Origin of the sequence: Kitasatospora sp. MBT66 (assembly GCF_000710405.2) — a bacterium.
Taxonomy (GTDB): domain Bacteria; phylum Actinomycetota; class Actinomycetes; order Streptomycetales; family Streptomycetaceae; genus Kitasatospora; species Kitasatospora purpeofusca.
On record NZ_JAIY01000016.1, the window covers coordinates 277817 to 296599 of the forward strand.

Genomic DNA, 18783 nt, shown 5'->3' on the forward strand with positions numbered 1-18783 from the left:
GTCGGCGGACGGGTCGGCGGACGGCGAGGCGGCCCGGGACGGCGAACCCGTCGGGGCCGGATCGGCGGAGTCGGACCCGCTCATCGCCCAGCCCCCCGCGCCGACCAGCGCGGCGGCGCACAGGCCCGCCGCCACACCTACGGCGACCCGTCGCCGCCGCACCGCGCCGTCCCCGGCCGCCCGGTCCTGCGTCCGCAACTCGTCCTGCACCGCACCCGCCCACTCTGTTCGATCCTTGTTCGGAATGCGCGGATGCTAGCAGTGCGTGTGCGTCAGTCCTGCGGGCGCGGGGTGGTAGTGACACCGGGTCGGGCCTCCTCGACGCGACGGAGGGCACCCTCCCGCCGCAGGCCCGGCGCGAGCAGCGCGGTGACGGCCAACGACGCGGCGGCGGTCCCCGCCATCGCGGTGGTGACCGAGGTCAGTTCGGCGAACGCCCCCGCCGCCGCCGCGCCGACCCCCTGCATCGCCAGCATGCCGGAACCGTGCAGGCCGAGCGCCTGCCCGCTCAGCTCGGGCGGCGTCAGCGCGACCAGCCGTTCCTGGAGCAGCAGCCCCGCCCCGTACCCGACGGTGGCCACCGCGACCAGCGCCGTCGCGGCCGGCAGGCCCGGCTCCAGCGCGAACCCCAGATACGGCGCGGCCAGCAGGACGCACAGCGGCACGGCCAGCGGCTCCCGCCGGTGCGCCGGCAGCACCCGGCCGACGAGGACGTCCCCGACCAGCATGCCCAGCGCCCCGACCGCGAACAGCAGGCCCGCGGCGTCCGGCCGGTACGGCACGTAGAGCGCCTCCACACCCACGACCAGGCCGTTCGGCACCCACAGCGCGAGGTACACGCACCGGCGCGGAGCGGAGGACCACAGCCGCGCGTTGGCCCGCCACGTCGCGGCGACGGACGGCCGCCCGGCGGCCCGGGGCGGGCGCCGACGCAGCCCGGCGCGCGCTGCACCGGCGGACAGCAGGTGCAGGGCGGCGGCCGTGAGCAGCGCGCCGGACGGCGTGAGGGCGGCCACCAGCGCGCCGCCGGTCGCGAAGCCGCCGATCTGGACCGGACCGGACGCCAGGCCCAGCGCGGAGCGGCCCAGCAGGTAGCCGTCCCGGCTGAGCAGTTCGTGCAGCAGCCCGTAGCGCACCCCGCCGCCCGCCGCGCCCGCCACCCCTAGGGCGAGCAGCACCGGGAACAGCGCCCAGGACGGCAGACCCGGCACCGCCTGGACGGCCGTGCCGAGGGCCAGCAGCACCCCGAGGCCGGTCAGCGCGGCGCGCGGCGGGAGCCGGTCGGCGGCCGACAGGACCGTGGCCGCGCCCAGCAGTTGGGCGAACGCCGGACCGAACATGGCCAGCGCCGCCAGCAACGGCGAGTCCGTCCGCCGGAACACCAGCACGCCGAGCGCGAGTCCGGCGACGGTCTGGGCCGCCGTCTGAGCGGCGGAGAACAGGAACAGCGCGGTGAACTCGCGCTCGCGGAACAACTCCCGGTAGGTGCGCATGCCGCGGAGTCTTTCCGGCGGGGGCGGCGACGCGTCAGCTTTTCGCCGACGCGCGAAAGCCGACGTACGGAAGCCCACGCGCGAAGGCCCAGACGCGAAGGCCCACGCGCGAAAGCCCACGCGCGAAAGCCCACGCGCGAAAGCCCACGCGCGAAAGCCGGATTCCGGAGTACGGGGTGACGCGGACAGAACGGTGGGACGTCGATGCCGATCCGTGGACGGTGATCGAGCCGCTGCCGCCCGCGGATCGGCGAAGTCCGTGCAGGTGACGGTCGGACACACGGGTGGTGCGAGGATGCCGGAGTGGAAACCCAGGACGAGCTTGCGATGCTGCTCGATTCCCTCGCCGTCGGCCGGCGCGTCTGTGCCGGCTACGGTCCGGCAGCGAATGTGCCCATCGCCGATCGCGTGTTCGCGCTGGCCGAGCAGGCCCGTCACGACCGGCCGGTCGAGCACGGCACGGGACCGACCTCCGCGGCGGAGGTCGCCGCGGTGCTCGACCCGGTGAACCGTTGGGAGGCGATCGAGATGATGGCCGACATGGCGGCCGTCGATCTCGTCTGCTCCGCCCGGCTCCAGGACAAGGACGGCGCGCACCGGGCCGCCGTCCGCGTGGCGGAGATCCTCGGCGAGGAGGCCGACCGGGTCACCAACTGGGAGGGCTTCTGGGCCTCCGGCGGCCGGTGGAGTCCCGTGACTCGCCACGGCATCGACGTCGTCGTCGCCGGCGCGAACGACGAGTTCTTCGCGGTGCTGCTGGCGTTCGGCAACGATTGAGGCTCCACGGAGGTCGCCGGGATCTCCCGACGGGTCCGCAGGCGGCGGGACCGGTCCCGGTGAACGAACGCCGAGGCACAGCGGACGATCGGGAGGCGACGGGCATGGGCTGGTGGCGGGTGGACGCGGACACTCTCGCGGGGAGCCGGTTCGTGGTGTCCCCGCTGGCCGAGACGGTCGCCGCGCTGAAGACCCTGCACGGGGGCGCGGGCGCCCACCCCGGCGAGCGGCGGTGGCTGGCGGCCGCGCTCCCCCGGTACCGGGAGCGGCTGGCCGCCGACCCGGTCGCCGCCGCGCTGGTCCGGACGGCACTGGGTCCGCGCTGGAACGCGACCTTCCTCACGCCGACACCGGGGGCGGCGGCACCGATGCCGGACGGGGCGGCGCTGTTCGCCCGGGAACTGGCGGACGTCCGGGCGACGCCCCCGGCTGTCGTCCGGGCCGACCTGGCCGAGGCCCTGGGCGCCGCCGACGAATCGGCCCTGCCGTCGCCGCTGCTGGGGCACGAGGACCTCGCCGGGCGCGCGGCCGAGCTGCTGTCCTGGGTGTGGACGGAGACCGTCGAACCGGACTGGGCGCGCCGGCGGCGGATCATCGAGGCCGACATCCTGGCGCGCACCGCCCGCCTCGGCACCGGCGGCTGGGCGGAGGCGCTGGGCGACCTGCGGCCGGGGATGCGCTGGCTCGGCGGCGACGGCCTGCGGACCGGCGCCGGACCCGCCGCCGAATCGCGCGAACTCACCGCCGCGGAGCTGCTGTTCGTGCCGGTCACGCCGGGTCGGAGCTGGCTCTGCTGGGACATGCCGGCGGTGGACGGGCGGCGTGTGCGGCCCGGGCGCCGGTACGCGGTGGTGTACCCGTGCTCGGGCGTGCTGGTGGACGAGGACCGCCGTCCGGTGCCGGAGGCGCTGGCGGCGCTGCTGGGGCGGGGCCGGGCCGAGCTGCTCGTGGCGCTCGACCCACCGAAGACCACCAGTCAACTGGTGGCGCTGACCGGGCTCCCGCTCGGGTCGGTCGGCCGGCACCTGCGGATCCTGCGCGAGGCCGGGCTCGCGCTGCGCCGCCGGGCGGGCCGCTCGGTGCTGTACCACCGCACGGCGGCGGGCCAGGTGCTGCTGGACGCGGCGCCGCCCGGGGCTCAGGCTCCCGGTTCAGTCGGTTCAGTAGGTTCAGCCCATTCCTGAGGGTCGTCCGACCGCGTTTCAGCCGCAGCGGTCGGCGCGACCGGGGGCGGGGTGAGGGCACCGACGACGGCTCCGACCACCGTGGCGGCCAGGGCACAGAGGAACGCCTGGTCGGAGGCCTGCGACCAGGCCGACAGCCCGTGCGCCGCCCACCGCAGGTAGGGCAGCAGCGCCAACACCGCGACGACCGCCCCGCCCACCGTCAGGGGGAGCAGCCGGCTTCCCGCCCGGTCGGGGCCGTGCCGGAGGGCCCAGAGTATCGGGAGCAGCGGCACCGTCACCACGCCCGCCACCAGCACCCCGGGTATCCGCCACAGCAGTTCTCCGCCGCAGAGCCAGGCCGCCTGCCACACCCAGTACAGGCAGAGCCCCTGACGGAGCAACAGGAACCACAGCTCCCAGGACCGCCCGGCCGGGACGGTGGCGCGCAGCAGCCACACCGCCGCGACCGCCAGTACGCCGGCGAACCCGGCGGCCACCACCGCCGGTAGCCCGAGGGGCCAGTGCCGGGGCGGCTCGGAGACGGGCAGGTCCACGAGAACGGGGTAGTCCTGAAGCTTCCACACCCCGTCCGGTGTACCGCGCACCAGCCCGAAGTTCGGGTAGTTCACGATCACCGCCCAGCCCTCGGGCGCAGTGACCACGAGCACCTGGGCGGGGTAGGCGGCGGGTCGGGCGGACGGGGCCTGCGTATCGGCGCCCGGTGATTCGCCCGGTACCGCAGCCGGCGGTGATTCGCCCGGTGTCGCAACCGGTGCAGCCGAGAACATCCGGCGCCGGCTCGCACCGGGGTCGAAGGCGGTGTACCAGCTCCGTCCGCCGTCCTCACTGGCCTCGATCGGGGAGGCGTCGTCGCGGACCCGGAAGCAGAGCAGGCGCACCGGTGCCGTGCACCGACCGTCCCCGACGAAGCCGTGGGCCTGCGTGGCGCCGGCATCGGAGCCCTGCGGCACCGGGGTCCAGCTCGCACCGCCGTCCCGCGTCGTCCACCAGCTCTCGTAGGTTTGGAGCATCGTCCGGGATCCCTTGCTCCACAACGACTCGTCCCGGCCGTCGGACGGCTCCATTCGCGACGTGGCCACCATCGCGAGGACAGCCAACGGCACCCCCAGCGCAGCCGCCGCCGGCCGCCACGACCGTCCTGCGGCACGCGACCTCCCGACGGCCTGCGAGCGCTTCCACAGCCACCAGGAGACCCCCAGCGCCGGGAGCGCCACCAGGTCGCTCCGGTCGCCCTGGATCCGGCTCGGCACCCCGCTCCACGACCACACCGCCGAAGCGACCTCGCCGCCCCACGGCCCGGACTTCGCGAAGGCGAACATCGCGCCCGTCGCCGCCAGCCCCGCGATCGCGGGCCGGTCCCCGTGCAACCGCAGGCCCGGTACCAGCGACAGCACCGGGGTCAGCACCAGTGCCAGGACCACCGGTGACACCAGCATCCACGCCAGGTCGCTGACCTTGCCGGTCAGCGCGCCCGGCCACAGCCGTTTCCCCACGTGGTCGTTGAACAGCAGTACCGCCACCGCGGCCAGCGTCCCCGGATGTCCCGCCCAGCGGACGATCGCCCGCACGGCTCCCCGCTCCCCCGCCCCTCGCATGCCCCGCAGCCTCCCCAGGCAGGCACCCGCGTACGCCAGGGGCGGGTAACGGTTCGCGCTCGACGGGCGCCGCCGGCGAGCGGGCGGACCGCGTCAGAGCACGGCGAGCCGGTCCACCAGCAGCTCCACCCTGGGCCCGGTGTGCTCCGGCGGCAGCCGCCCCGCGCGGGTCAGGGTGGCCAGCCCGTGCAGGGCGGCCCAGAACGTCTCGGTGAACAGTGCCGGGTGGACCCCCTCCCCGGCGACCTCGGCGAGGGTCTCCAGCAGGGCGGCGAAGGCGTCCTTCAGCGGCGCGGGGGTGTCCTCGCGCGCGAAGGCCAGGCCGCCGTCGAGCTGGAACATGGCGTCGTAGACCGCCGGGTTGTGTTCCGCGAAGTCGAGGTAGGCGCGGGCCAGGGCGACGACCCGGGCGCGGGGGCCGTCCGCGACCGCCGTGGCGGCCCGCAGCACCGCGGCCATCTCGGCGGCGCCCTCCAGGGCGACGGCGCCGATGATCTCGCGCTTGCCGCGGAAGTGGCTGTAGAGGACGGGCTGGCTGTACTCGATGCGCTCGGCGAGCCGGCGGGTGGTGACCGCTTCCCAGCCCTGCTGCTCGGCGAGTTCGCGGGCCGTGGCCACGATGAGGCGGGCGCGGTCCGCCCGTTCGCGCTGCTTGCGTTCCTGTAGGGACATGACCAGATTCTAGCACCGCTAGACAATCGAGCGGCAGTAGGTCTAGCGTTGCCTCAACAGCTAGCAGCGCTAGATCCCAGGAGGGGTCATCATGCTCAACGCACTTGAGGTCTTCACCACCGTGGTCGTCGGAGTGATGGTGGGCGTGGAGTTCTGCGTCGCCTTCGTCGTCAACCGGATCCTCGGCGCACTGCCCGAGGACGCCGGTCAGCTCGGCCGCGCCCACGGCGGCCGGATGCTCGGCGCCCTGATGCCGGTCTGGTACATCACCTCGGTCGCGCTGAGCGCGGTCTGGGCCGTCGCCGGTCGGCACAACCCCGGCGCGGGCCTGGTCGTCGTCGCCGCCGGCCTGCTGATCCTGAGTGTGCTGATGTCGGTCCTGCTGCTCGTCCCGATCAACAACCGGAGCAAGACGTGGACGCCCGAGAACCGGCCCGCGGACTGGAAGGAGCAGCAGAACCGCTGGGACCGCTACCACTACGCCCGGGTCGCCGTCATCGTGGCGGCCTTCGCCCTGCTGGCCTCGGCCCTCGCCTGAGGACCGCGGGCTCCAGTGCAGGACCCTCCTACGCCTCCTCGGCGGCGCGGCGGGCCGCCTTGACCCGGGCGGCCAGCTCGTCGGCGGGGAGGCGGCGCAGGGTGGTGCCGTGGCGGGCGGCCAGCTCGTCGGCCGGCTCCGGGGAGGACTCGACGACGTCCAGCACCAGCAGGCAGTGGCCGTCCTCCACCTCCTCGCTCAGGACGATCAGGCCGGCACCGCCCGCTTCGTCGCGCCAGGTCTCGGCCGCGTTGCCGAGCGCGGTCCCCGCCACCCAGCCCAGCAGGACGCCGATCGGGCCGCCGAGCAGCCCGGCGAGTCCGCCCGCCACCCCGGCGCCGACCGTCGTCGCGCCCGCACCGCGGACCTGGCTGGCCGGGAAGTCCAGGGTGCCGTCCGCCTCGCGCTCGACGATCGCGGACTGGCGCAGACCGGGCAGGTGCGCGGCCTCGTCGAAGGCGGCGCGGCAGGCGGCACCGTCGGTGAAGTCGAGCAGCAGGACGTGGTGGTTCTCGCTCATGGTCGCGACGGCTCCTCGCTCGGGGGTGGGGCGCCGGGGGCGGCCGGAGGCACTCGCTGGGGGTGACCAGCGGGAACGACCGCCGGGGACACCCGTCGAGGAAACCTGCCGGGACGCCCCGGGACCAGTCCAGCATGGTCCGGGGCGGGGCCGCCCGCCACCGTCCGTGGACCCACCGGGCCCGATCCGGCCCACCGTGGGCCGTGGGGGCGCCGGGGGTCGGTCGACGGGGTCAGTCGGCAGGGAGGGTGCGGCGCACGGTCCCCTTGCTGTCCGCCAGCAGGTAGCCGCCGTTGTGGTACTCGTCGGACAGATAGACCCGGATGGCCGCATAGCCGTCGGACCACCAGTCGATCAGCAGGTAACGGCTGGTCGGGTTCTTGACGTTGAGAGTCTCGTCGGCCTTCTTCAGCAGAGCCGGGACGACGTCCCAGTCGTACTGCGCCAGGTCGACCGGCTTGTCCTTGCCCATCGACCCGCCGACGCGCTTGGCGACATTGCCGTTGCGGTAGTCGTACCAGTCGTAGCCGCGGCCGTCGGCCGTGGGGACCTGGGCGCTCGCGTACTCCGGGTAGACCGCGAGCTGCTTGACCTTGGTGCTGCCGCTCTGTGCGGTGATCGCGGCGACGACGGTGCGGACGCCGTCCGGGGTGAGCAGGTCCTTGGCGGGCGCGGTGGTCTTCGGTGCGCTCGGCGAGGGCTTCGCCGTGGGGGCGGCGGAGGCGGTCGTGTCCGGGCCGGTGGGCGCGGCGGTTCCGGTCGAGGCCGGGGGGCCGCCCGGGTCGGCGGGCGCGTTCGTCCCCTTGGGGGCGGAGCCCGCGCCGGTGTTGCCGCCGGTGCTGCTCGAACCGTCCGGCCGGAGGTTCCAGACCAGCACACTCGTGAGGGCCACGCCCGCGACGGCGAGGGTGACGGTGGCGCCGGTGCGGCGGCGGCGGGCGGGCGGCGGGGGCACGGTGGGTCCGGTGGCGCCCAGGTACTGGGTCCCGGTGCTGCCGAAGTGCCCTCCGTCGGTGGCGGGTTCGCTCGCGTAGGCGGGGTTCGGGGTGGGGTAACCGGTCTGCGGGGTGCCGAAAGCGGGGTTCGGGGTGCCGTAGGCAGGGTCGGGCGTCCCGTAGGAAGGATTCGGCGCACCGAAAGCAGGGTTCGGCGTGCCGAAGGCCGCCGTGGGATCCGGGCCGACCGGCGGGCGGGCCGAGTCCAGGAAGGTGGGCTGCCAGGACGGCTGCCCCGCCCCGCCGGGGCCGGCGCCCGCCTCGGCGGCGGCGAGGGCCTGGTCGAGCTGCGCGGCGTCGGGCCGCACCGCCGGGTTTCGGGCCAGCACGGCGGCCAGCACCGGCCCCAGCGCACCGGAACGGGTCGGCGGCGGCAGCGGCTCGTCCAGGACGGCCGCGAGGGTGGCCAGTGTGGTGCCGCGGCGCAGCGGGTGGTGGCCCTCGACGGCGACGTACAGCAGCATGCCGAGCGACCACAGGTCGGAGGACGGGTTGCCCTCCTCGCCGCGTATCCGCTCCGGGGCGATGTACTCGGGCGAGCCGATCAGCGCGCCGGTGGCGGTGAGCGCGGTGTTGGCGTCCTGCATCGCGGCGATGCCGAAGTCCGTGAGGACGGGCGTGCCGTCGGCGCGCAGCAGCACGTTGCCGGGCTTGACGTCGCGGTGCTGGATGCCGGCCGCGTGGGCGGCGCGCAGCGCGGAGAGCACCCCTCGGCCGATCCGGGCGGCCTCCGGGACGGTGAGCGGGCCGCGGGCGATCCGGTCGGCGAGGCTGCCGCCGCTCACCAACTCCATGACCAGCCAGGGGTGGGGGTGGTCGGGGGTGTCGACGATGTGGTGGATCACCGCGACGTGCGGGTGCTGGAGGCGGGCGAGCGCGCGGGCCTCGCGCAGGACCCGCTCGCGCAGCTCGTGGGCGGCCTCGGGGTTGGCCGCGGCCATCGCCGGGTCCGGCGGGCGGACCTCCTTGAGTGCGACCTCGCGGTGCAGCATGGTGTCCCGGGCGCGCCAGACCAGGCCCATGCCGCCGCCACCGAGGCGTTCCAGCAGTTCGAAGCGGTTGTCGATGAGCCGTGTCTCCGGCCCCCCAGTGTTCATGGCCGCCATCGTAGGGGCCGCCGACCACAGCGGGCCGACCGGCCGGGGCGGCCGAACGGTCCGTGGACGCCCGGTCCTTGCCCACTCCGGGCCCGGGCCGGGAGCGCGGTGGTGAACACGGAGGTGAACACGGCCGGCCAGGAGGACGGGGCGGGGCCCGGAGGGCACGGGCGCGGTGGTGATTGCACCCGCCCGAGCGAGCCGGAGCAGCCTTCCGGGTGGCCGTGGGCGCGCACGGTCGGCTGCCGCCGGATCGGCTCGTTGTGCCCGGTATGCCTGCACACCTCGGAAGGGTCAGCTGGACCGCGCTCTCCCTTCTGATCCTCGTCCTCCCGGCGATGGCCGCCGGGACCGACCACCCTGCGCCGCCGGAGCGGCACGCCGGACCGCCGCCGCTGAACGCCCCGCGCGGCTGGGTGGTCACGGTGAACGCCGCCAATGTGCGGCGCGAGCATTCGGTCGACGACGCGGTGCTGGGCCTCGCCCACTGCGGGGAGCGGGTGGAGATCGTGGACACCTGGATCTCCCCGCTCGGGACGCGCTGGAGCCGGGTCGTCGTGGTGCGCAGCGGGCTGACGGGCTGGGTGCTCTGGTCGCTGCTGGGCCACCCTGCCCCGCTGGGGCACCCCGCCGCGGTGTGTCCGACTCCCCCGCCGGGCGAGGAACGGTGAGCGGTGCTCGGGGCGACCGGCGGCAAGGGGGCGAACCCCGGGATCCGGGGCGGGGGCGGAGACGGGAACGGGGTCCGGGACGGGATCAGGATCGGGGTCGGGGACGACGGGGTCGGGCGCGCGGGGCGCGGGCGGCGGACGGACGCGGGTGCGCCGCGCCGCCGTGCTCCCGGCCCTCCGGGGCGGACCGGCGGCGGGCGTTCCGCACCGGACCCGGGCGGGTAGGGGCCGCCGGGAACACCCGGCGCGGCCAGGCAGGCACCGTGGACGGACGGAGGCGACCCGAATGGACGTGGGCGGAGGCGGAGCCGAAGGCCCGGCCGGAGGCGACGGCCCGGTGGCCGGGGTCCTCCGACCGCCCCTCGGCCCCGGGCGGCGGCCGGAGGGCGCCCCCTGAGGCCGGTCCGGTCCTCCCTCCCCCCGCCCCGTTGATCCCCCTCGCCCAAGGAGACCTCCAGGTGCACCGTTCGTCCCGTCCCCTGCCGCCGACCGGGGTTCCCGGCGCGGACCCGTCCGTCGCCGACCTGCCCGCCACCCCCGTATCCACCCCCGTTCCCGTCCCGGTCGCCGCCGCGCTCGTCACCGACACGCTCGGCCGGGTGCTGCTGCTGCGTCGCCCGGACGGCCGCTGGGAACTGCCGTCCGCCGCCGTGCGCCCGGGCGAGGACCCGGCGCGGGGCGCCGTCCGGGCGCTGGCCGAGAGTTGCGGGGTGGCCGGGCCGGCGGGGCATCCGGTCGGGGTGTTCGAGGACGCCACGGAACCGGCGCTGCGGCACGTGTACGCGCTGTCGGCGCACGCGCCCGGCGCGCTGGACCGGCTCGCCCTCCCCCGGCACAGCACCCATGCCTGGTTCTTCACGGACAACCTGCCGGGCGTCACCCCCGAGACGGTGCGGTTCCTGCGCGCCCACGGCCCCGCGCGGCCGCATCTGCCGCGCACCCAGTGGCTGGCCACCACCCCGCGCTCGTGGCTGTGCACGGCCGCCGTGGTGACCGCCCCGGACGGGCGGCTGCTGATGGTCAAGCCCCGGGTCCGGGAACCGGACCGGCGGCCGCGGGCCGGGGCGGGGGCCTGGAACTTCCCCGGCGGTGTGCTCGACTCCCACGAGGACTCGCCGACCGGGGCGGCCCGCGAACTGCGCGAGGAGACCGGGCTCGACCGGCCGGCCGGGCCGCTGCTGGCGGTGTTCTGGCGGCACCCCGAGCCGGGGGCGGACCACCCGATCGTCCAGTTCTTCCACGACTTCGGCACGGCCGACCCCGAGACCGTCCGGCTCGGCTGCCCCGACGGGGAGATCACCGACTGGGCGTGGTTCTACCCCGACGGCGGGGAGTTGGACGCCGCGGCCGGCGCCGACCGCGCGGAGCGGGCCCGGCAGGCCCTGGCCGCCCGCGCCTCCGGCCGCGCCGTCGCCGGCACCCTGCCCGGCCCGGAGCCGGCGGACCCGGAGCCGAGGACGAGCCCGGAGCCGGCCACGAGCCGGGAGCCCACCGCCGACTGAGCCGGGCGATTCGTCCGAGCCGACCGTCCCACCGCCCCCGGGAGTCCCGGCAGGACCCGCCGACCCACCCTCCGGCCGGGCACGGCGGCGGCGTGCCCGAGCGGGCAGTCGCCGGGGCAACCCGGGACCGGCCTGTCGTACACGTGCCAAAAGCCGCTAACTCCCCTCCGGAACAGGGCATTTGGATACGCCACCTGCACAGTTCCGACCCCGCCCGGCACCGGGGGCGCTGCCCGTCCGGACGCATCGTCCGCGGCAGGCTCAGATTTCGCTCAAGGGGCCACCGGGCGGTCCCGGGGCGCCCCTATGGTCTCCGTCGACGGAGGCGGCCGCACTCCACGGACGCCGTCGGCACGCTCCCCGGCGCCCGTCCGTGCCGGTGTTCCTCGGCGTGCCCGCCCTTCGTCCGCCCGCTTCCCCGTTCCGGAGAGGACCACCGCCCCATGCGCACCGGCCACCTCAAGTCCGTCGGCGTCTTCGCCGCCGCAGGGTCACTGCTCGCCTTCGCCCCCGCGACCGCCACCGCCGCGACCGCCCGAACTCCCCAGCACTGCACCGTCAGTGTCGAGGGCGGCGACATGCGCTGCTTCGACACCTACCGGCAGGCCATCGCGGCCGCCACCGGCGGTCTCGTCACCGACGCCCCGCTGGACGTCGAGGCCGCGATGGCCGACCCGTCGTTCGCCGACCGGATCGACCGGGCGGGCGAGACGGTCGGCTCCCGGGGCGGGGACGCACGGCCCGGGGCCGCGGCCGCCGCTGCCGCCGTCGTGCTGTCCACCGAGTACGAGCACGGCAACTTCGGCGGCGCCAGCCTGAGCGTCACGGGCCCCTCCGCCTGCGGCAGCGCCCGCTGGCAGCTGGCCCTGGGCGCCGACTGGAACGACCGGATCAGCTCCTACAAGACCTTCAACAACTGCCAGGTCCGGCACTGGGAGCACACCGACTTCAGCGGTGCCAACACCGGCTACCAGGTCGGCGACCAGGACTGGATCGGCGACCTCAACGACCGGGCCAGCGCGATCGACTTCACCTACGGCGAGTCGCCCACCACCGCCCAGTTGCTGAAGGACTGCGGCAAGGCCACCGAGAGCTGCGACTTCCGGCCGACCGGGAACGCGAGCTACTCGTACGGCGGCGCCCACGAGGTGGCCCGCGGTTACAACTGCTCATCCGTCGCGCAGACCAGGAAGATGACCTGGACCGAGCAGACCAGCGGCGAGAACAGCGTCTCGACCGAGATCTCGGTGACGGCCGGCTTCGACTTCCTGGAGAAGTTCGAGGTCACCTTCAAGGCCAGCTACGGCCACAAGTGGGCCTGGGCGGACACCTTCGCCGAGGAGACCACGCTCCAGGTGCCGGCCGGGCAGGTCGGCTGGGTCGACCGCAACACCCACCTCCAGTCCGCCGCCGGCACCTACGAGCTGCACTACAAGTCGAAGCACTGGGGCCACTACGTCTGGTACGTCAAGAACTTCTCGGGCACCGGACCGGTCCCGCAGGAGGCCGGCGTGGTCACCTGGAACACCCGCAAGATGACCACCGCCGAGAAGAACGCCCAGTGCAAGGGCCGCACCGCCTTCGTCGTGGCCGAACCCGGCAGCGAGGGTGCGGCCGCTGCGGCCGGCGCGGCCACCGCCCGATCGGCCGCCACCGTCTCCAGCGGCAGCTGACCCGGGGCCGCCCCGACGCCTTCCCGTCCGGACGCCCCGGTCGGCGCGCACCAAGCGCGTCGGCCGGGGCGTCCGGCGCGAGCGCGGCACATCGGGACCGCGCCGGGGCCCCGCGGACCGGACCTGCGGGCGGGGCGGCTCAGGAGTCGATGCGGCCGAGGCTGCGGGTCATCCGCTCGACGATGTCGGTGGGCGGCCAGGGGAAGCCTGGTAGGTCGGCACGGAGGGTGACCTGGCCGTGCAGGGCCGTCCAGATGCCCACCGCGTCGGCAAAGGGGTCGGTGCTGGACGAGCGGCCCGCGGCCACGCAGGCTTCGAGGTTGTCGACGAGGAGCTGGAACGCGTCCAGGCCCTGCCGGCTGCCGGGCGTCTCGGCGGCCGGGACTTCCGGCCGGGGATGGGACCGGACGAACAGGACGCGGTAGCGCGCGGGTTCGCGGACGCCGAAGTCCACGTAGGCGGCGCAGCCCGCGAGCAGCGAATCGACCGGGTCCTCGTGCGCCGCGACGGCGGTGGTGATCGCCCGGTGGAGCTGGGCGACCGCCTCGAGGACGACCGCTTCGACGATCGCGTCCCGGTCGGGGAAGTGCGCGTAGATCGAGGGAGCTGCGATGCCGACCTCGCGGGCGACGGAGCGCAGGGTGACGGCCTGGTCGGAGCCGGTGCGCACGATCAGGGCGGTGGCCGCGCGGACGATCTCCTCCCGCAGGAGCAGGCCCTGCCCGCGCCGGTTCCGCGGCCGGGGGGAGGCGTCCTCGCCCTGGTCGGCGGGATCGCCGGCGGGGTGGTCGGTAGCTGCGGGGGCCTTCGTCATGGTCGCAACTTTACAGGTGTTAGCCGATCGCTGTAGCGTCCCGCCCATCAAGCTAACACTCGTAAGCTTACGAGCATGAGGACATGGGGAGATCATGCGCAACGAGGACCTGCCCGACCCCGAGTCGGGCCACCCGCGCCGAAAGCCCGCCCTGGCGGCGCTCTGCCTGGCCCTGGTCGTCACCACCATCGACAACACCGTGCTCAACACGGCCCTGCCCGCGCTCGCCGAGGCACTGCCCGCCTCCACCGCCGACCTTCAGTGGATCAACAACGCCTACACCCTGGCGTTCGCCGCGATGCTGATCACCGCCGGCAGCCTCGGCTCCCGGTTCGGGCACCGCCGCACCCTGACCGGGGGCCTGGTGGTGCTGGCCCTGGCCTCCTCGGCCGCCGCCCTGTCCGACTCGACCGGGCAACTCGTCGCGTTCCGCGCGCTGATGGGCCTGGGCGCCGCGTTCGTCATGCCCGCCACCCTCTCGATCATCGTGGCGCTGTTCGGCCCCCGGGAGCGCGGCGCGGCGATAGCCGTCTGGTCCGCGACCGCCGGGATCGGCATCGTGGTCGGCCCGGTCACCGGCGGGCTGCTGCTCGACCACTTCGCCTGGGGCAGCACCTTCTGGATCAATGTGCCGCTGGTCGCCCTCGCTCTCGTCTCCGTCCTGCTGCTCGTCCCGCCTCTGCCTGGCCGCCGGACCGGCCGGCTCGACCTCCCCGGCCTGTTGCTCTCGGCCGCCGGGCTGGCCGCACTGGTGGACGCCGTCGTCCAAGGCCCGGAACGCGGCTGGCTGACGGCCACCACCCTGGCCGAGGCCGCCGCCGCAGCCGTCCTGCTGACCGCCTTCACCCTCTGGGAGCTGCGCGCCGCCCACCCGATGGTCGACGTCCGCCTGTTCGCCGACCGGACGTTCAGCACCGCCGGCGGCATCCTCGGCATCACGTTCTTCGCGCTGTTCGGCATGCTCTTCGGCTTTACCCAGTACCTCCAACTCGTCCATGGCTACAGCCCGTTCAAGGCCGGGCTCGGCGCGCTGCCGTTCGCGCTCTCGATGGCGGCCACCGCCGGCACCAGCGACCGCACATCCGCCCGCCTCGGCCCCTGGAACACCGTCGCGAACGGACTCGCCGTCATGGCCACCGGACTCGGCGCCCTCTCCCTGATCACCGTCACCACCCCGTACGCCGTGCTCGCCCTCGCCATGGGGGTGGTGGGCGCGGGAATGGGCCTGGTCATGGCGCCGGCCAGCACGCTGACCGTGGCCGCCGTACCGCTCGAGAAGTCGCCCATGGCGAGCTCGGTGAACAGCGTGGTGCGCGAACTGGGCGGGGCCCTGGGCATCGCGGTGGTCGGTACCGTCGTCTCCGCCTCCTACCGGTCGCAGCTGGCCGGCGCCCTGCCGGACGTGCCCGCCCCGGCCGGCGCGGACCTGCCCTCCGCGCACCTGGTCGCGGCCGCACTGCCCCCGGGGCCGGCCGACCGGCTGGTCTCCGCCGCCAACGAAGCCTTCACCACCGCGTTCGACCACGGCACGCAACTCTGCGCCCTGGTGGCCGTGCTGGGCGTTGCGGCGGCCCTCGTTCGACGCCGCCGGCAGCAGCCGGCCGCGCCGAGCCGGGGCGCGGCTCCCGACCCGGCACCCGGGCGGCAGGACTCGCCCGCCCGGGAGAAGGCAGCCACGCCCTCGCCCGGCCGATAGCTCCACCACGAACGTCGAAGGCAGTCGTCCCACAGGTCGTCATGCCGGTGGCCTACCCCCCGCTCCCGGGCCGCCATGCCCGGTCCACTCGAAAGTGTGCTCCATGAGTAACGCACCCGAGGGCGGGTAGCGTCACCGGCCGTGGAGGACTCCCTGCCGATCCGACCGATCCTGCCGGTCCGACGGCCCGTCGACCCGGCGACCGCCGCGGCCGCCCCGGGCCGGGACGATCCGGTCTGGTACGCCGCCTACGGTTCGAACATGCACACCGAGCGGCTCTCCTGCTACCTGGGCGGCGGGCGGCCGGCCGACGGTGCCCGGGAGTACCCCGGCTGCCGGGACGGCCGGCCGCCGCTGCGGTCGGTGCCCGTTCGACTGCCCGGAAGACTCTACTTCGCCCTGGAGTCGCGGGTCTGGGGCGGCGGCATGGCGTTCTACGACCCGTACGGACCCGGCACCGCGCCCGCCCGCGCCCATCTGCTGACAGCAGGGCAGTTCAGCGACATCGCCGCCCAGGAGATGGGCGGCGGGCCGGGCACCGACCTCGACCTGGGAACCGTGCTGCGGACCGGCCGCGACCGGCAGGGGGCGGGCCGTTACCGGACCCTGGTCTGCCTCGGCACCCTGGACGGCCTCCCGGTGCTGACCTTCACCGCCCCGTGGGCGCTCGCCGAGGCCGAACTCAACGCCCCGCGGGCCCGCTACCTCCGTACCATCGCCGCCGGACTGACCGACGCGCACGGCTGGTCCGCACGCCGGGCGGCCGTCTATCTGGCCACCCGGCCGGGCGCGGCCGGCCACTGGACCGTCGAGTCCCTGCACGCCGCGCTCGCCCCGCACAGCGGAGGATCCGCCTCCGCGACGGGTTCCGGCCGCCGTTGACATGACCATCCGTCATCATCGGTTGTGTATCCGCCAATTCGGTGGGCAAACGGCAGTTCGATGACGGATGATCGGCACGCGGGCCGCTCCGACCGGGTGGTACCGAGCGAATGAACGGGGGCAGGGACGACATGGAGGCGATGCGGGTCTTCGCACTGGTGGCGGCGACGGTCACCACCGGGCTGACCGCCGGACTGTTCTACACCTACGCCTGCTCGGTGACGCCGGGGCTCGGCAGCACCGGGGACTTCATGGTCGCCCAGGTGATGCAGCGGCTCAATGTGGCGATCCTCAACGGGTGGTTCCTGGTGGGATTCGTCGGGGCGCTGGTGTTCACGAGCGTGGCCGTGGTGCTGCACCTGCCGAGCGACGGCCGCCGGGTGCTGCCCGCCGCGGTCGGCGCGCTGGTCTGCTACACCGCTTCCCTGGTGGTGACCAGGATGGTGAACCTCCCGCTCAACCAGGCGCTGGCGCAGCAGGCCGGAGAGCTCGGCCGGGCGCGGGAGTTGAGCCTGACCGCGCAGCTGGGCCGGACCGGGCAGCCGACGCGGATGTGCGGGCCGTTCCGCGCCAGGTGGGTGCGGTGGAACGCGGCGCGGGCGCTGCTGTCCACGGCGGCCCTGGGCTTCCTCTGCTGGGCGCTGGTGCTGCACTGCCACATGCGGCCGAGCTGAGAGCTGGTGCCGGTACAGTTGCCGCACGGCACCGGCACCGGCCGTTCGACCGACCGGCGCTCGTCCAACCCGCCGCCGCTCGTCCAACCGGCCGCTGCTGGTTCAACCGGCCGCCAGCACCACCGTGGTCGGGACCGCGGCGGGCCGCGCCGCCGCCGAGGACGGCTCGGCCGGGCCGTCGTCCACCGCCTCACCCGGCACGCCGTCCGCCGCGCCGCCCGCCTCGGCGGACGCCGCCAGCCGGCGGTGCTCCTGCGGGGTCAGCCCGCGCACCCGCTTGAACGCGGTGCTCAGCGCGAACGCGTCGCCGTACCCGACCCGGCGGGCCACCGCCGCGACGGTCAGCCCCGGGTCGCGCAGCAGGTCCGCCGCCACCGCGAGCCGCCAGTTCGCCAGGTACGCCATCGGCGGCTCGCCGACCAGCGCGGTGAACCGCCGGGCCAGCCCCGCCCGGGAGACCCCGACCTCGGTGGCGAGCGCCGCCACCGTCCACGGCCGGGCCGGATCGTCGTGCAGCAGCCGCAGCGCCGGACCCACCACCTCGTCCGCCTGGGCGCGCAGCCAGCCGGGCGCCGCACCGTCCGGGGCGGCGAGCCAGCTCCGCAGCACCCCGACCACCAGCAGGTCCAGCAGCCGGTCCAGCACCACTTCCTGGCCCGGTTCGGCCCGGGTGACCTCGGTGGCGAGCAGCCGGACCAGGGTGTCCTCGGTGGTGTCCACCCCGGCGGGCCGCACCAGCAGGGTGGGCAGGTGGCCCAGCAGCCGGCGGCCGATCTCGTGCTCCGCCAGGTAGGTGCCGGACAGCATGACCGAGGGGCGTTCGTCGTCCGGCCGGGTCTCGCCCCAGGTCCGCACGCCCAGCGCCATCGAGGTGGCGACGCTGGCGCCGTCCCGGGAGCAGATCTGCCCGGGGCCGATCAGGATGTCCGGCTCGCTCCGCGGGTCGTCGGCGACCGTGTAGGACTCCGGCCCGCGCAGCAGGGCGAGGTCCCCCGGCCGCACCAGGACCGGATCCGCCCCGTCGGGCATGATCCAGGCCGCGCCGTCCAGCATGGTGACCAGCGACAGCGGCGCGCGGTCCTCGATCCGCAGGGCCCAGGGCGTGCTGAGGACGGAGCGCAGCACGAACGCGCCACGGGCCTTGGGGCCGTCGAGCAGCCCGGTCAGGGTGTCCATGAGGGGACAGCCTAGACGCGGCGGTGACGCGGGCGCCGGTGACGTCGGCCGGGCCGGGCGCGGGTGACGGTCGGTCAGCGGTCGGCGGGCGGTCAGCGGTCCCCCGACCGACGCGCCCGCGGCAGGTGGTCCGACGGCGCGCAGGCCCACCAGCGACCGGCCCCCGGTCAACGGGCCGCCGGGCGGCGGTGCAGCAGCAGCGCGCGGGTGAGGGCGACGGCGGCGGCCGTGCAGAGCACCGTGCGGGCGATGTTGGACGTCGTCCAGGTCGGCTCGAAGGCGGCGCGCACGGCGGCGAGGTCGGTGACGGCGGCGGGGTCGCCGGCCGCGGCGAGCCGGTCGTTGAGCGGGACGTTGACGGCGGAGGTGAGCACGAGGGCGGCGAGGTAGAGCAGGGTCGCCACCGCCGTCCACAGGGTGGCGGCACGCTGCCCGGAACGGTGCAGCAGCCAGGTGCCGACGGCCGGCAGGGCGAGGGCACCGGCGAAGACGGCCCCGAAGACCGGGTTGAGGATGGAGGCGTTGATGTGCTGCATCGCGGTCACGAAGGTGCGGTCGTCGCCGGCGGCGAGGCCGGGCATGACGGCGACGTCGAAGGCGAGGAAGAGGCCGGCCATCAGGCCGGTCGCGGTGGTGGCGGCGGCCAGCACCGGGCCGACGGCGCGGGAGGCGGTGGTGGTCGCGGCGGCGAGGTCACGGACGAGGGCGGCGGACATGGCGGGCTCCGGAGGCTGTCGAAGGGGGCGGGGTGGCGAGGGAGGCGGGGTGGCGAGGGGCGGGACGGGCGGGCGGTCCGGGGATCGCGGCACGGCGGGCGGGTC

General features: G+C 75.3%; 17 protein-coding genes and 1 pseudogene. 9 read left to right on the forward strand and 9 right to left on the reverse strand.

Annotation, left to right across the window (positions count from 1 at the left end):
* Both BI06_RS52985 and BI06_RS37150 read right to left on the reverse strand, forming a co-directional pair.
* Positions 1 to 210 (reverse strand): annotated as a pseudogene (locus BI06_RS52985) (hypothetical protein); the annotation flags it as partial.
* 62 nt (positions 211 to 272) lie between these two features.
* Complete coding sequence (locus BI06_RS37150) at positions 273 to 1493, reverse strand: hypothetical protein (protein ID WP_063795108.1); 1221 nt, start codon at positions 1491 to 1493, stop codon at positions 273 to 275.
* A 303-nt stretch (positions 1494 to 1796) separates the two neighbouring features.
* Between BI06_RS37150 and BI06_RS37155 the strand changes: the two genes are divergently transcribed.
* Positions 1797 to 2270, forward strand: a complete 474-nt coding sequence (locus BI06_RS37155; RefSeq protein WP_043475712.1) for a hypothetical protein — start codon at positions 1797 to 1799, stop codon at positions 2268 to 2270.
* Between the two features lie 104 nt (positions 2271 to 2374).
* The gene (locus tag BI06_RS37160; RefSeq protein ID WP_051742723.1) at positions 2375 to 3454 is read left to right on the forward strand and encodes a winged helix-turn-helix domain-containing protein; all 1080 of its coding nucleotides are present in this window, start codon (positions 2375 to 2377) and stop codon (positions 3452 to 3454) included.
* Here BI06_RS37160 and BI06_RS37165 read toward each other — a convergent pair.
* Complete coding sequence (locus BI06_RS37165; protein WP_043475715.1) at positions 3409 to 5025, reverse strand: hypothetical protein; 1617 nt, start codon at positions 5023 to 5025, stop codon at positions 3409 to 3411. The genes BI06_RS37160 and BI06_RS37165 overlap by 46 nt on opposite strands.
* Before the next feature lie 120 nt (positions 5026 to 5145).
* Complete coding sequence (locus BI06_RS37170) at positions 5146 to 5724, reverse strand: TetR/AcrR family transcriptional regulator (RefSeq protein WP_043475717.1); 579 nt, start codon at positions 5722 to 5724, stop codon at positions 5146 to 5148.
* A gap of 91 nt (positions 5725 to 5815) precedes the next feature.
* On the opposite strand from BI06_RS37170, the gene BI06_RS37175 reads away from it, so the two are divergent.
* A complete protein-coding gene (locus BI06_RS37175; RefSeq protein ID WP_030392998.1) occupies positions 5816 to 6262 on the forward strand; it encodes a DUF1772 domain-containing protein in 447 nt (148 codons plus the stop codon).
* A gap of 28 nt (positions 6263 to 6290) precedes the next feature.
* Here BI06_RS37175 and BI06_RS37180 read toward each other — a convergent pair whose 3' ends face one another.
* A complete protein-coding gene (locus tag BI06_RS37180; protein ID WP_030392999.1) occupies positions 6291 to 6782 on the reverse strand; it encodes a hypothetical protein in 492 nt (163 codons plus the stop codon).
* Positions 6783 to 7014: 232 nt separating this feature from the next.
* Positions 7015 to 8874 (reverse strand): serine/threonine protein kinase, encoded by a 1860-nt coding sequence (locus BI06_RS37185; protein ID WP_030393000.1) that lies wholly within the window; start codon positions 8872 to 8874, stop codon positions 7015 to 7017.
* 272 nt (positions 8875 to 9146) lie between these two features.
* On the opposite strand from BI06_RS37185, the gene BI06_RS37190 reads away from it, so the two are divergent.
* The 3 genes from BI06_RS37190 to BI06_RS37200 all read left to right on the forward strand — a co-directional run bounded on the left by BI06_RS37190 (position 9147) and on the right by BI06_RS37200 (position 12720).
* Complete coding sequence (locus BI06_RS37190; RefSeq protein WP_043475720.1) at positions 9147 to 9545, forward strand: SH3 domain-containing protein; 399 nt, start codon at positions 9147 to 9149, stop codon at positions 9543 to 9545.
* Positions 9546 to 10003: 458 nt separating this feature from the next.
* Positions 10004 to 11047: an NUDIX hydrolase gene (locus BI06_RS54220; RefSeq protein ID WP_051742724.1), complete on the forward strand. Its 1044-nt coding sequence runs from the start codon at positions 10004 to 10006 to the stop codon at positions 11045 to 11047.
* A gap of 443 nt (positions 11048 to 11490) precedes the next feature.
* Positions 11491 to 12720 carry a hypothetical protein gene (locus tag BI06_RS37200; RefSeq protein WP_051742725.1) on the forward strand — a complete coding sequence of 410 codons (1230 nt, stop codon included), beginning with the start codon at positions 11491 to 11493 and terminating at the stop codon, positions 12718 to 12720.
* Between the two features lie 139 nt (positions 12721 to 12859).
* On the opposite strand, the gene BI06_RS37205 is transcribed toward BI06_RS37200, so the two are convergent.
* The gene (locus tag BI06_RS37205; protein WP_043475723.1) at positions 12860 to 13534 is read right to left on the reverse strand and encodes a TetR/AcrR family transcriptional regulator; all 675 of its coding nucleotides are present in this window, start codon (positions 13532 to 13534) and stop codon (positions 12860 to 12862) included.
* A 94-nt stretch (positions 13535 to 13628) separates the two neighbouring features.
* Between BI06_RS37205 and BI06_RS37210 the strand changes: the two genes are divergently transcribed.
* The 3 genes from BI06_RS37210 to BI06_RS37220 all read left to right on the forward strand — a co-directional run bounded on the left by BI06_RS37210 (position 13629) and on the right by BI06_RS37220 (position 16786).
* The gene (locus BI06_RS37210) at positions 13629 to 15230 is read left to right on the forward strand and encodes an MFS transporter (protein WP_082558957.1); all 1602 of its coding nucleotides are present in this window, start codon (positions 13629 to 13631) and stop codon (positions 15228 to 15230) included.
* Between the two features lie 141 nt (positions 15231 to 15371).
* Positions 15372 to 16112 (forward strand): histone deacetylase, encoded by a 741-nt coding sequence (locus BI06_RS37215; protein ID WP_369826357.1) that lies wholly within the window; start codon positions 15372 to 15374, stop codon positions 16110 to 16112.
* 110 nt (positions 16113 to 16222) lie between these two features.
* Complete coding sequence (locus BI06_RS37220; RefSeq protein WP_030393007.1) at positions 16223 to 16786, forward strand: DUF1772 domain-containing protein; 564 nt, start codon at positions 16223 to 16225, stop codon at positions 16784 to 16786.
* Between the two features lie 102 nt (positions 16787 to 16888).
* Here the strand turns inward: BI06_RS37220 and BI06_RS37225 are convergent, their stop codons facing one another.
* Positions 16889 to 17962, reverse strand: a complete 1074-nt coding sequence (locus BI06_RS37225) for an AraC family transcriptional regulator (protein ID WP_063795109.1) — start codon at positions 17960 to 17962, stop codon at positions 16889 to 16891.
* Between the two features lie 167 nt (positions 17963 to 18129).
* A complete protein-coding gene (locus tag BI06_RS37230; RefSeq protein ID WP_082558958.1) occupies positions 18130 to 18678 on the reverse strand; it encodes a DUF1772 domain-containing protein in 549 nt (182 codons plus the stop codon).
* Positions 18679 to 18783: the final 105 nt, after the last annotated feature.

Coding starts and splice junctions, on each gene's coding strand:
- BI06_RS37150 (WP_063795108.1), bottom strand. CDS start 1,493: ATGCGCACCTACCGGGAGTTGTTCCGCGAGCGCGAGTTCACCGCGCTG.
- BI06_RS37160 (WP_051742723.1), top strand. CDS start 2,375: ATGGGCTGGTGGCGGGTGGACGCGGACACTCTCGCGGGGAGCCGGTTC.
- BI06_RS37170 (WP_043475717.1), bottom strand. CDS start 5,724: ATGTCCCTACAGGAACGCAAGCAGCGCGAACGGGCGGACCGCGCCCGC.
- BI06_RS37175 (WP_030392998.1), top strand. CDS start 5,816: ATGCTCAACGCACTTGAGGTCTTCACCACCGTGGTCGTCGGAGTGATG.
- BI06_RS37180 (WP_030392999.1), bottom strand. CDS start 6,782: ATGAGCGAGAACCACCACGTCCTGCTGCTCGACTTCACCGACGGTGCC.
- BI06_RS37185 (WP_030393000.1), bottom strand. CDS start 8,874: ATGAACACTGGGGGGCCGGAGACACGGCTCATCGACAACCGCTTCGAA.
- BI06_RS37190 (WP_043475720.1), top strand. CDS start 9,147: ATGCCTGCACACCTCGGAAGGGTCAGCTGGACCGCGCTCTCCCTTCTG.
- BI06_RS37200 (WP_051742725.1), top strand. CDS start 11,491: ATGCGCACCGGCCACCTCAAGTCCGTCGGCGTCTTCGCCGCCGCAGGG.
- BI06_RS37205 (WP_043475723.1), bottom strand. CDS start 13,534: ATGACGAAGGCCCCCGCAGCTACCGACCACCCCGCCGGCGATCCCGCC.
- BI06_RS37210 (WP_082558957.1), top strand. CDS start 13,629: ATGCGCAACGAGGACCTGCCCGACCCCGAGTCGGGCCACCCGCGCCGA.
- BI06_RS37220 (WP_030393007.1), top strand. CDS start 16,223: ATGAACGGGGGCAGGGACGACATGGAGGCGATGCGGGTCTTCGCACTG.
- BI06_RS37225 (WP_063795109.1), bottom strand. CDS start 17,962: ATGGACACCCTGACCGGGCTGCTCGACGGCCCCAAGGCCCGTGGCGCG.
- BI06_RS37230 (WP_082558958.1), bottom strand. CDS start 18,678: ATGTCCGCCGCCCTCGTCCGTGACCTCGCCGCCGCGACCACCACCGCC.